Source organism: Mucilaginibacter rivuli (assembly GCF_019391655.1).
Classification (GTDB): Bacteria; Bacteroidota; Bacteroidia; order Sphingobacteriales; family Sphingobacteriaceae; genus Mucilaginibacter; species Mucilaginibacter rivuli.
Genome location: NZ_JAHXPQ010000002.1, coordinates 731889 through 744873, shown reverse-complemented (window position 1 = coordinate 744873; position 12985 = coordinate 731889). Strand labels below are relative to the sequence as shown.

Here is a 12985-nt window from a genome sequence, read left to right as displayed (position 1 = left end):
CTACTGCTCGTGCTGCATCTGTAATATTAAATTGTATTGTGTTGGCGTAATGCGTAATTCGCCTGTAAAGGGGTGGTCTATTATAACGATCAGATAGATCACTATTCCGATAAATGCGCCCAGCGAAGCATTTATAGCAATGTGCAAACCCAGGCTTTCAACCTTAACCAATATAGCGATGATGAGGATGATCAAACCACCAAGCAGCAAGGGTATCCATATCTCCACCGGGATATCCGATTCGCCGTCCAACTGCCTCAGGCCCCTGTATGTAGCCAACTCATTTAAATGCCTGAACATTTGTTCAACACGTGGGTCGCTGGCATCAAGCCGTTCTATTTCCCTAAAAACGTTATTAAAAAATTTACGATCGTTAGATGTTAAAGGCTGTAGCTTTTGCATGGTTGGATATTCTATCTCCACTACGGCATGTACATACTCCATATAGTATTTCATCAGCGGCTTCATCTTAACCGAATCAGGGTAATACTTAATATCGCGGTACAGGCCCCTTGCTAAACTCCCTTCCTGGTTAGCATGCGTTTGCGACTGGTTTAAAGTATCCCACACAAAAAACACCACAAAACCCAACAATAAGCCATAAAAACCACCCAAAATAGCGAAGATATACCCTACTACTTCATTATGTCCTTCCTTATACTTTATTTTAATGTACTTCCTGAAAAAATAGGTTCCCAGCGCGCCTATTGATCCAAAAAACACAACAATAACACTTAATAAAACAAAGGGCCGCAACTGCAGCAAATGATAAGAAACATCCATGATACTTTAATAAGATTTAGTGCTGTTAAGGTAATAAAATTAGATTTATGAAAAAGTAGTATATAAAAAAAGCACCCAATAATATTGGGTGCTTTTGATACATGACTATTGTTTTTATTAAGGTTTTTTCTTCCCTGTCATTTCAATTTCCCTGTCCATTTCTATAATGCTTACAGGCTGCGAGTAATCGCCCAGCAAATGCTGTACAAAGTAATCGGCCTTTTTCCAGAAAAAGTACTCCGTCATATCGCCGTAAGCGTGGCGCTGGCCGGGCAGCAATACAAAATCAAAACGTTTATCCGCTTTTATCAGCGCATTTATCAGCCTGATGGTATTTGCCGGGTGTACATTGTTATCAATATCGCCTGTAGAGAGCATGAGGCTGCCTTTAAGGTTTTTAGCTAACTCCGGGTTTTTATCAATTGTATATTGAAATGTGGTATCCCCTTTGGCAGTAACGATCTCTTTAACACCATTGTGTTTCTCGCTCCACCAACGATTGTAAACGCTGTTATCATGATTGCCCGACTCTGATACCGCCACTTTAAAAAAATCGGGGTAAACCAGCATGGCAGCGGTGCTCATAAAACCACCGCCCGAGTGGCCGGTAATGCCTACCCTATCAACATCTATAAACGGATAGCGCTCTGCCAATTGTTCAACGGTAGCTTTTTTATCGGCCAAACCGTAATCGCGCAGGTTACCATAGCCATAATTGTGATACCATTTTGAACGCTCAGGGCTACCGCCACGATTGCCAACACTTACTACAATAAAACCCAGTTGTGCCAAACGATCAACATAATCCATGCGTATGCTGAACGCCGCGTTAACTGATTCGGTTTGCGGGCCGGGGTACACATATTCAATAACCGGATACTTTTTGGCCGGGTCAAAATCAAAAGGTTTGTACATTACGCCGTACAGATCGGTACGTCCATCATCCGCTTTTACTTTAAACGGTTCAGGATATTTATAGCCTGCGGCCACCATACGCGAAATATCTGTTGTTTCCAGGTCCATCACTTTATTACCCAAACCATCATACAGAACAGATTTAGGTGCGGCGTTAACACGCGAAAAAGTATTTACAAAATAGCTGCAATTATCATTCAGGCTGCTGGTATGTGTAAAGTTACCCGCATCTAATAACTTTAAAGCGCTGCCATCTAAATTGATGGAATATAAGTGGGCGTAATACGGGTTTTCATCCGTCTCGCGCCCCGATGCTGTAAAGTATAATATGCGTTTTTTCTCATCAATATTCACAATATCATTGCAATGGAATGAACCAGCGGTGATTTGATTTTTTAAGTGCCCGGCATTATCATACAGATAAAAATGCCCCCAGCCATCGCGTTCGCTCCATTCTACCAATTCGGCACCATTGTTTATTAAACCGGGGCGGTTTATCTCTACATAAGTATTCATCCGCTCTTCAACCTGCACGGTTACCTTGCCTGTATGGGTATCTACACTACAAACATCAATTTTTTTGAGATCGCGCCCTGTACGGTAAAAGTAAAAATGATCGTTATCGCCCAGCCAAACTGATGGTGTAAACTCGTTATCCCTGTTCTTTTGTAATACCGGAGCTTGCCATGTACTTAAAGTTTGATCTTTAAACAAAGATGTATTTAGTTTTTGCGCTGTTTTTGTAGCAAAGTTGAACAACAGCATTTCTACTTTAGGTTGCTCGGCCTCGCCTGGCAATGCATACTTATAGGTTTCGATGGTTGGACGGGGGTCGGCAATGCTGTTGATCACCCAGAGGTCTTTTACTTTACGCTCATCTTCGCGGATAATTACAAAACTCTTCGAATCTGGCGACCACAATACCCTCGATGGTTTTCTTTTCTTTTTATCCTTTATCAGCTCAATATTGGTTTGGTTATTTTCATTACCGCCATACTGGTAAAATTCTATTCCATCTTTTGTTAACTGGTGCTCAACTATAGTGCTATCATCTTCATTTTTCAGGGCTTTTTTATAATTGTCCTTGTCCATCCAATACAGGTTGTACAATTTAGAAAATATAATGGCCGAACTATCTGGCGCTATAGACGCCCAAACCGGTTTAGGTTTTACCTTATCATAATTCTTCAGTTCGGTTAGTTTATTGGTTTGCAGGTTATAGGTAAAGTAAAAAGTTTTCTTCTCTAACGAGTCCGCTGCTTTTTTATCCTTCCTGTCCTTTTTAACCTGGTCAATGGTGCTTTTTAGCTCAAACTGTATGCTTTGCTCATCTTTGGTAAATTTCAGATTCTCGATAGGCAAATGCTGCGCATCAAACGGGTCCTTAACAATCAGGGTTATCTCGGCGGCAAGTTTGGCATTATCAAATATGGCGCTCTTGCTTTTCTTTACAGGATCAACAATAAACCAGCGTTTAATATCCGCTGTTTCATAAACATACCAAAAGCGGTTGGAGTACTTTAACCAATGCGCATCAACAGTAGTGGTAAATACCATTTTGGAAATTTTTGTTGGCGAAAACTTTGAAGCCAGCTGGTAATTGCCTTTTGGCTGTGCAGGCACTGTAACGGTTTGCGCTTTAGCGCCAACAGCAAATAAAACAAATAAAAAGGGAGCGTAAAATTTAATCATAATGCGTAATGAGGCGGTTATTTAATGCTAATGTGTAAGCCTTGAATTTACATAATTTTTGAAATCCATCATCAATTGTAACTATTTTGATACAATTGTGCAAAAAAGGCACTTTGTGCATCTTATGGTTGTACACGATAAAACTATGTTAACGAAAGTTAAATATTCTTAAATAGTTAGTTATAATTTTCAAACTATAAAAATAGTTTATATCTTGTACCAACCTAAATTATATATGAAGATAAACCTAACCCTCCTCTTTGCATGCTGTTTAAGTTCGTTGTCAGTATTGGCGCAAAACAAGTATTCTGTAAAGGGTACCGTAACCGATTCTGTAGTCAATGTTAAACTGGTAAATACAACAGTTTGCATACTGAACGCCAAAGACTCAACCCTGTTTAAATATACCCGCGTAAACGCGAATGGTGAATTTGAAATGAGCAACCTTAAAAAAGGCAGGTTTATACTCATGATATCTTATCCGGAATATGCAGATTATATTGAGCGCTTCCAGCTCGATTCGGTAAAATCCAGTGTCGATTTTGGTAAGATCAGCCTCATCCTAAAATCGCGCCTGTTGCATGAGGTAATGATAAAAGGCACCAAAACAGCCATCAAAATAAAGGGTGACACTACAGAGTTTAATGCATCAAGCTTCGTAGTACACCCCAATGCAAAAGTTGAAGACCTTTTAAAGCAACTCCCCGGTATTGAGGTGGATAAGGATGGTAAAATTACTGCCCAGGGCCAAACCGTGAGTAAGGTATTGGTTGATGGCGAAGAGTTTTTTGGTGACGACCCTACCCTTGTTACAAAAAATATCCGTGCCGATATGGTGGATAAAGTACAGTTATATGATAAGAAAAGCGACCAGGCTACCTTTACCGGTATTGATGATGGTGTAAAAAATAAAACCATTAACATTAAGCTAAAAGAAGACAAAAAGAACGGTTTCTTTGGTAAAGTTGCAGGCGGTTACGGTACAGATAAGTTTTATGAAGGTACCGGCGCTTTTAATGCCTTTAAAGGCAAAAGGCGCTTTTCGGCATATGGTACTGTGGGTAACGATGGTACAACCGGTTTAAGTTGGGAAGATGCCAACAAATATACCGGCGCAAATGATAACATGAGCTTTACCGATGATGGCGGCATTTATTTTAACTATGGTGGCGATGATCTGTACTATAACGGCCAGGGTATCCCGGTATCGCGCACTGGCGGCTTGCATTTTGATGATAAGTGGAACAGCGATAAATCATCCATCAACAGCAACTATAAAACCGGCTATTTAAACGTTACAGGTAACAACACTACACTATCACAAAACAACCTGCCAACAAGTATATTAAGCAACAACTCTACGCAGGATTTCGATAACTCATCTTTCAAACAAAAAATGGATGCTACTTATAACCTGAAGATAGATTCGTTAGCCAATTTAAAAGTGAGTATTGATGGCTCGTTAAAAAATGTTAAAAACCACAGTACATATATAACCAATGCTTTTGATGGGGCTAACAACCTGCTCAACCATGGCACCCGCGAAACAAGCAGCAACAGCGACCAAAAACAACTGAACGCTACCATATTTTACAACAAAAAATTTATGCGCCCGGGTCGTTCATTCTCTGTAAACGTGAGCGAAACTTATAACGAAAGCCGTACAACTGCCTACTTAAAATCGCACACCACGTTTTACTATTATAACCCTGCCAGCACAATAGATACGAGCGTTAACCAGTTTAAACCAAGTACGGGCTTAAGCAATAACTTAACCAGTAACATTACTTACAGTGAACCCTTTACCAAAAAGTTTGCAGTTACCTTAAATTATGGTTTGGGCTTTAACAACAGTTCATCCGATAAAGAATCTTTCGACCAAAGCACACCCAATGGCGATTACGACCAGATAAACAAACAATACAGCAACAATTATAAATTCAACCAGTTATCTAATCAGCTTGGCGCTATATTCAACTACCGCGGAGCTAAAACCATCATAACCTTTGGCACCAAAGCTACCGATGTATCATACGAACAAACCAATGTAGTTAATGGTCAAATTTTTAAACGGAGTTTTTTAAACTGGGGGCCGCAGGCTAACTACCAATACAAGTTTTCGCAGCAAAAATCACTATCGTTGTACTACAATGGTTCCATGTCACAACCATCTATTAACCAAATACAACCCATAGTTGATAATAACGATAACCTGAATCTTACCATCGGTAACCCTGATCTTAAACCTTCATTCCGTAATAATTTAAGTTTAAACTATAATTCGTATAAGGTATTAAGTGGCTTATCGTTGTATGTAAGTGGTAATTATTCGTTCACTTCAAACCCTATTGTAAATAATACCACCTTTAGTACAACTACGGGTAAAAGTGTTACACAATACGCCAACCTTACCAGCCGTACGCCATTTAACTGGAGCCTGTATTTTAACGCTGGACAAAAAGTTAAGCCGCTGGGCAATATCAATATTAACTTAGGCGGTAATATTTCAAGCAGCACATCATATAATTACTCAAACAATCAGCTAAACGAAACCCACTCCACTAACTACAACGGCCGCGTAGGTTTATCAAAAAGCATTGATAAAAAGCTCGATATTTATGGCAGTATAGGCCCAACATACACGGTAAGCGGCTCATCATTGCAGCCGGATAAAAACAATAACGGAATGAACTGGAATGGCTACCTGAGCGGCAACTTTTACCTGCCCGGCAAATCAGAAATTGGGTTTGATGGCAACTACTCATTCAAAGGCAAAACGCAATCTTTTAATGAGAATTTAGAGAAAACAATAATTAATGCCCACATTGCCAAAAAGTTTTTTGCTGAACAAAATCTTAAAATATCATTAGCCTGTAACGACATTTTGAACCAAAACATTGGCTTTAACCGCAACGCCTACGGCACAACATTTTCACAGAACAGCTATACCACTATTAAACGCTATTTTATGTTTTCCATCAGTTATGATTTTAGCCGTATGGGAGGATCGGCAGCACCAAAAAATTAATACATATGAAACGAATATTAACCCTATTAGCTTGCGCGCTACTGCTTAGCGGCCAATTTGCGAAGGCACAGTACACACACTTTACCACCGTTGGAACCATTGAGTACGACAGAACAGTAAACATGTACGCGGTAATAAAACGCATGATAAACAAAGAGAACGAAACCTGGTACGGCCCAATGTATGAGGCCTTTAAAAAAAGCCAGCCACAGTTTAAAACACTTAAAAGTACGCTCACATTTTCAAAAGACCGTACCATGTTTACCCCTATTGAGCCCGAAGTGATGTTGCCTAACAATTTTGGCAGCCCCATGGCCGAGCAGAACAATACCATTTATACAGATTTAGCCAACAAGCTCATCACCAGCAATAAAAATGTGTTTGAAGATAAATACCTGTTAAAAGATAGTGTGCGAAAGATCAACTGGAAAATAACCAGCGAAACACGCGATATCGCAGGCTTTCATTGTCGCAGGGCTAATGCCTTGGTATTAGATTCTGTTTACGTGGTAGCTTTTTATACCGACCAGATCCCGGTTTCGGGCGGGCCAGAATCTTTCGCCGGTTTGCCCGGAATGATATTGGGTGTTGCCATCCCACACGAAAATATCACATGGTTTGCTACCAAGGTTACCGATGTAGCTGTTACTGATAAAGCTTTAACACCTCCCGCAAAAGGGAAACCTACAACGGTAAAGCAACTATCTGCCACCATACACGACGGTTTGAAAAGCCGGGGGTGGTACAGCGATGCCGAGATACAAGCTATTTTAAAAGCATTTTTATTATAGCTGCTTTAAATAAAGATGTAACTGATGCCCCGGTAAAATTACCGGGGCATTTTTTTGCCAACACCATTACAACAGGGCAAACCGATGTTTTATATTTGCCAAAAGCAACAAACATGGATCTCCTCTCCTACGATAATCACACTTTTGAGAATGAAGTTTTTAGCGGCCAAACCATAAAAGGTCGCGAGTTTCAGGATTGCACTTTTATAAAATGCGATTTTTCGAACAGCAGCTCACCGCACAATAAATTTTTGGATTGCACCTTTGATGGCTGTAACCTATCCATGCTAAAGTTAAATGGCTCAACCCTTAGCAATGCCCAATTTAAAAATTGCAAAATGTTAGGCATCATTTTTAGCGATTGCCAGGATATGATGTTCAGTGTAGCTTTTGATGGCTGTATGCTGGATTACTCTTCTTTTATGGGCAAAAAAATGCTAAAGACCAACTTTAGCAGATCCTCATTAAAGGAAGTAAACTTCAGCCGAGCGATACTATCCGAATCGGTTTTTAATGACAGCGATCTGTCAGGCGCTGTATTTAATCAAACAAACCTCTCGGGAGCAAACTTTATCAGCGCGCGCAATTATTCGATAGAACCGGAATTGAATATCATCAAAAAAGCTTCCTTTTCTATCAACGGTATCTACGGCCTATTGGAGAAGTACCAGATAAAAATAGTTTAAAATGACAGCCACCCTACAGCAACTTTACGGAAATATCGATATTTACCTTTTCGACCAATTGCTAAAAGGCACTTATGCCAATTGCAAAACCGTACTTGATGCAGGCTGCGGCGGCGGCCGAAACCTGGTGTACTTTCTGCAAAACGGATACGATGTTTATGGTATTGACCCCAATAAGGATGCTATTGATGCTGTGCGGCAGCTATCGCAAACATTAGCGCCTGATATACCTACCGCAAACTTTCAGGCAGTTAAAGCCGAAAATATGTCTTTTAGCGATCACTCTTTCGATCTTGTTATCAGCAGTGCGGTATTGCACTTTGCAGCTAACGAAATCCATTTTGAACGCATGCTGCTATCCATGTGGAGAGTACTAAAACCCGGCGGGTACCTATTTGCCAGGCTGGCATCGGATATTGGTATTGAAACCCTGGTACACAACCTTGGCAATGGCAGGTACCTATTGCCTGACGGGTCTGAACGCTTTTTAGTAAACCTGGAACAACTGCTAAATTATACCCAAAAACTTAACGCGCACCTGCATGAGCCTGTTAAAACCACCAACGTGCAAAATTTAAGATGCATGACTACGTGGTGTTTACAAAAACGATAGCATTTATTTCAATGAAATAAATGCCGTAAAGTAATTGATTGTCTATATTTAAACTTTGATGCTATTGTTAAAAGCAGTCGCCCGGGCGAACTGATTTTAGCCGCAACTCTATTTTATTTATAAACAATGATTTACCAAGCTCGTTTCCCCCGATCTGTCAGGTATATTTGGCTCTTATTGCTTTTTATTACACCCTGTTATGCCCAGCAATCAAAAACTGATTCGCTTAAGCAAAAATTGCAACAAGCCACGCATGATACCGTTCGGCTAAAAATACTTCAAAAACTAAGCGCCTCGCCGGATCCTTCACTAAAGTTTTATTATGCCCGGATAGCTAAAACCCTTGCCGAAAAGCTGCATAATGATAAAGCGTTAGTTGATGCCGAGATCAGTATGGGTACATCAAGCGCCATCAGGGGGAAACTTGATAGTGCCCTTTATTATTTTTCGGTAGCTTATAATGATGCCAGGCAAGCAAACTATGAGTTGGGCATGGCAAAAAGTTTATCCAATACGGGCTTTACCTATGATCAGCTTGATGATAAAAAAGAAGCTATCAACTACTATTTCCAGGCATACACTATTTTAAAAAAGCTCAACAATAAAAAATACCTCAACCAGGCAATCATCAATATTGGCTCACTTTATTTTGATCTGCACCAATATAAAACAGCCGAAACTTATTATGCCCAATGCCTTAAAAACGCTACAGAAGATAAAGATGAAGCAGGAATTGGTTATGCATTGTACACGTTGGGCGGCTGTTATTATGCAACTAACCAAAACGATAAAGCCCTGGATTACCTGGGCAGAAGCTTGGAAATACGTGAAAAATTAGGCGATATAAATGGAAGCGCATTGGTAAAACGGGCAATTGGCATAGCCTATCGTAATAAAAAACAATATGATATGGCACTTAAAAATTTACTGCCCGCACTCGACTCGATGCGTACACTAAAAAACAAGTACGAAGAGAGTGCTGTGTTAACTACCCTGGCCGGGGTATATACGGATATGCATGAATATGATAAGGCGATATCTGCCGGGCTGGCCTCATTAAAATTAGGATACAGCATTAAATCAAAACTTGCTGCAATTGATGCTTTGGATAAGTTGGTACCGGCTTATAAAGGTAACCATCAAATTGATAAAGCATTCGAATATCAAACGCTTTATATAAAAACTCAGGATAGCCTTCTTACCGAAAAAGCGTTAAAAGATGTTAACCAAACTGAGTTTATCCGTATTCGTTCAGAAAATGCCACCTTATCAAAAGATAATAAGATCATCGCATCTAAAAATACAGATTACCTTACCCGCCTTAACCAGTATAGTAATGCAATTATAATCACGCTGATCATACTGGGTACTGTAACCTTATTATTAGTTGTTTTCTATCGCCGCAATGCGCAAAAACAAGCCACCAATAAATTGCTCGAACAGCAAAAAGAAGAGATAGCTACCATCAATGAAGAGTTGCGTACCCAAATGGAGCTCACAACCAACCAAAATACTGAACTTGAGAAGCTTAACGAAGTAAAAAACAAGTTCTTTTCCATCATCTCTCATGATATACGTGGCCCTTTATCTACATTGCAATCTTTGTTTATGATCTATCGCGAAGGCGCAATAGGCAAAGATGAATTGGGTATGCTACTTACACAATTGGAAGATACCATATTAACTACAGGCGCTTTTTTAGACAACCTGCTCGAATGGTCAAAAAACCAGCTTGATGGTATGATTATCCAACCCCAAAATTTTAGCATCAGTGAGTGTATAGCAGAAAATATACACTTATTTTCGAGCAAGATCAGTTTGAAAAAATTGAATATTATTAACCTTTCTATTCGCCCGGTATTGGTTTATGCAGATGAGAATATGATTAACCTGGTTATCAGGAACCTGCTTTCAAACAGTATAAAATTCTGTAAGCCTGGCGACAGAATAACCCTCAGTACCGAAATAATTGGCAAAACAGTAATTATTGGGGTAAAAGACACCGGGCCTGGTATTAGTGACACCGACCGTGAAAAACTTTTTAAACTTGAACATACGGTTTCATCCGGCAGTAACGGAGAAAAAGGAAATCATTTAGGTTTAATACTGTGTAAGGATATGATAGATCAAAATAATGGTAAAATTTGGTTTGAAACAAAAGAAGGCGCCGGTACAACATTTTGGATTGAACTGCCTTTAGGGACAACATAACATACTTAAAAGCATTACAAACTGCCTTTAAGTATGTTATGGAAACTATTATTTTATCGTATTAAGCTTCAGCCAATATTTGTGGTAAAGTTGCTTTGCTTTTATAACCGAATTGCCTTGTGCTATCGCCGGGTAATCTTTTCGGGTGTTAACCCAATTCCACTCCCAGGTTTTAATTTGGCTTTCAAAGGCTTGCTTATCCAGTGGCTTTTTACCAGTAATATCTGAAGTAATCTGAGCAAAATACTGTTGCCACCGTGGCTTGTAAAAGTCGCCCAACAGCCCGCTCCATTGCTTGCAGGCATACTCGTTCAAGGGGCAATCCTTATCACCCCATAGCGTGATCAGGTCTTTCGCGTTCATTTCGTAAATAGCTTTTTCATTATCGGTAATGCCACAACGCCGTGCGTCGGCAATCCAGGTACCCAGTAAAAAATCTTTACGGGTGGCAAGCAGGCCATCCATATCATCAATAAGTTCAATAAACTCATCACTATATTTTTTAAAATCCGCTATGTTTTTTTGGCGGTACGCCAGTACAAATTTTCGTTGCAGCGGCAGCGCGTAATTAGCTAATACCTGCCGTGTAAGGTCAACCAGGTCAAAGCGATAACCATCGCTTTGTTGCAGGGCACCAGCTGCTTTGATCATATATTGCCATGCAGGCAATAAATCCGCGGCATTATAATTCATACTTGTACGTGCCCAGTGTGCCGTACTATCCGTAGTTGGCCGGGCTTGTATAATAGATTCGACCCCATCGCGCACATACATCTCCTTCGGAACAGCGTAAACGGTTTTTCGTAAAATATCCCAGGCCTTTAGGGCATCGCCATTTGTTTTTCCGTAGCGGTTTAGTACATAATTTGCCAGCCAGCTTTTAACATCAATAGGCTGGTTACGCCAGGTATTATCGGTAAGTAGTTCATATAATACCGGGTTTTGTTCAATTCCCTCCATAGTTAAACCAATACCTTTCATTTTTCCGCTGGCCGCATCGTTGTAGGCTTGTGCAGGCGCCTGGGCAACTACATCCATGCGGCCAAACAGGTTGGTATTAGCGCCAAAGTTGTTCAGCATGTTCCATATCCATGGTTTACCGTAAAATGCGCTGGTCCGTTTCCATACCGGCTCAATTTCGGTAGCCAGGTCTAAAATGATCATCTTATCATCGGGTACTGCTTTTAACAAGGCTTCTGTTTGTGGTTCTTTCCAAAATTTGCGGTCGCTGTAAAACAGCCATCCCTGCATTATCCACACCGCAGCGGTATCTGCCTGGTGCATACCCTCGTACACCCTTGCACTAAGTTTGCTTAGGTACTCGGGCGCATCGGATGGCGGCTCATTTTCATTGAACGTATCGGCAGAGTAAAGATGATCGGTACCTAACAGTTCGGTTTGTTTCTGTAAAAACAGTTTACCTATCCGGGCAAACATCGGGTCTTCCGAATCGAGTATATAGGTATCGGCAAAACCATTTTTCCAATTGGTAGCTTTAAGTTTGGCATTGGGGAACTTGGTTTTAAATGCAGCAGGTACATGCCCGGTAAAAGCGGGTAAAACCGGTTTCATACCCAGGGCACGCTCGCGGCTAATGATCTTTTTTTGTAAGTCGAAATGCGATTGCATCCAATGCATTGGCAAAGGTCCGCCCCAGCTATCCATGTTACCCATCCAAAACCACGAAAAATAAGCCGGCCCGGTAAAAAAGCTTCTCAGCTCATCATCGGTAAAGCCCATTTCTTTGTACACCTGTAGCCAGGTATACTCTTCGCCGGTTATGGCAAGCGGCATATTAATGCCATGCAGCGCCATCCAGTCGATCTCTTTTTCCCAACGCGACCAATCCCACCAACTCATACTGTAGTTAAATGTACAGTAGTTTAAATAATAGCGGTACTCATAAGGTGTCTGTTTTCGTATTTTACCAACTACCACGGGCAATACCGCAGGCAGTTTAAGGTTAGTACCGTTCCAGGTAACCTGGCAGTGGCAATACTCGGTTAAATAATAATAGAACGCCGATGCAACCGCTACACCGTTATTACCACGCAAAATTACTTTACCGTTTTTATTTTGTATCTCAAATTGGTCATGCCCTGTACCAGGCGCAAGTAACTCAACCCTAAAACTATTTGCCCTTGCGGGGATGAGCCGTTTGATCAACCCGTATGAGTCGGCCACGGTATTTTGCGCCGAGGCAAAAAACGAAAAAAAAGTAATTAACGCACATAAAAAAACAAATCTCAATATGCTCATCTTTAAT

The 12985-nt window shown here is 40.6% G+C and carries 8 protein-coding genes; 5 read left to right on the top strand and 3 right to left on the bottom strand.

All coding sequences use genetic code 11. The features are described 5' to 3' along the window. Window positions 1–783, bottom strand: a complete 783-nt coding sequence (locus KXQ82_RS06960; RefSeq protein ID WP_219487430.1) for a bestrophin-like domain — start codon at window positions 781–783, stop codon at window positions 1–3. A 117-nt stretch (window positions 784–900) separates the two neighbouring features. Continuing rightward, window positions 901–3390, bottom strand: coding sequence for a S9 family peptidase (locus tag KXQ82_RS06955; RefSeq protein WP_219487429.1), 2490 nt, complete (start codon window positions 3388–3390; stop codon window positions 901–903). Between the two features lie 235 nt (window positions 3391–3625). Between KXQ82_RS06955 and KXQ82_RS06950 the strand changes: the two genes are divergently transcribed. The 5 genes from KXQ82_RS06950 (at window position 3626) to KXQ82_RS06930 (ending at window position 10719) form a co-directional block, all read left to right on the top strand. Continuing rightward, the gene (locus KXQ82_RS06950; protein ID WP_219487428.1) at window positions 3626–6418 is read left to right on the top strand and encodes an outer membrane beta-barrel protein; all 2793 of its coding nucleotides are present in this window, start codon (window positions 3626–3628) and stop codon (window positions 6416–6418) included. A 5-nt stretch (window positions 6419–6423) separates the two neighbouring features. Then, window positions 6424–7209 carry a GLPGLI family protein gene (locus KXQ82_RS06945; RefSeq protein WP_219487427.1) on the top strand — a complete coding sequence of 262 codons (786 nt, stop codon included), beginning with the start codon at window positions 6424–6426 and terminating at the stop codon, window positions 7207–7209. Between the two features lie 113 nt (window positions 7210–7322). Continuing rightward, on the top strand, window positions 7323–7895 hold the full coding sequence (locus KXQ82_RS06940; protein ID WP_219487426.1) for a pentapeptide repeat-containing protein: 573 nt from the start codon (window positions 7323–7325) through the stop codon (window positions 7893–7895). 1 nt (window position 7896) lies between these two features. Next, on the top strand, window positions 7897–8508 hold the full coding sequence (locus KXQ82_RS06935; RefSeq protein ID WP_219487425.1) for a class I SAM-dependent methyltransferase: 612 nt from the start codon (window positions 7897–7899) through the stop codon (window positions 8506–8508). A gap of 126 nt (window positions 8509–8634) precedes the next feature. Beyond that, entirely contained in the window at window positions 8635–10719 is a 2085-nt protein-coding gene (locus tag KXQ82_RS06930) for a tetratricopeptide repeat-containing sensor histidine kinase (RefSeq protein WP_219487424.1), read from the top strand. Window positions 10720–10767: 48 nt separating this feature from the next. On the opposite strand, the gene KXQ82_RS06925 is transcribed toward KXQ82_RS06930, so the two are convergent. Further along, a complete protein-coding gene (locus KXQ82_RS06925; protein ID WP_219487423.1) occupies window positions 10768–12978 on the bottom strand; it encodes an alpha-N-acetylglucosaminidase in 2211 nt (736 codons plus the stop codon). Between the last annotated feature and the right edge of the window lie 7 nt (window positions 12979–12985).

Bases quoted from the DNA above. Each gene is read 5' to 3' on its own strand.
- KXQ82_RS06960 (WP_219487430.1), bottom strand. From the start codon at position 783: ATGGATGTTTCTTATCATTTGCTGCAGTTGCGGCCCTTTGTTTTATTA.
- KXQ82_RS06955 (WP_219487429.1), bottom strand. From the start codon at position 3,390: ATGATTAAATTTTACGCTCCCTTTTTATTTGTTTTATTTGCTGTTGGC.
- KXQ82_RS06950 (WP_219487428.1), top strand. From the start codon at position 3,626: ATGAAGATAAACCTAACCCTCCTCTTTGCATGCTGTTTAAGTTCGTTG.
- KXQ82_RS06945 (WP_219487427.1), top strand. From the start codon at position 6,424: ATGAAACGAATATTAACCCTATTAGCTTGCGCGCTACTGCTTAGCGGC.
- KXQ82_RS06940 (WP_219487426.1), top strand. From the start codon at position 7,323: ATGGATCTCCTCTCCTACGATAATCACACTTTTGAGAATGAAGTTTTT.
- KXQ82_RS06935 (WP_219487425.1), top strand. From the start codon at position 7,897: ATGACAGCCACCCTACAGCAACTTTACGGAAATATCGATATTTACCTT.
- KXQ82_RS06930 (WP_219487424.1), top strand. From the start codon at position 8,635: ATGATTTACCAAGCTCGTTTCCCCCGATCTGTCAGGTATATTTGGCTC.
- KXQ82_RS06925 (WP_219487423.1), bottom strand. From the start codon at position 12,978: ATGAGCATATTGAGATTTGTTTTTTTATGTGCGTTAATTACTTTTTTT.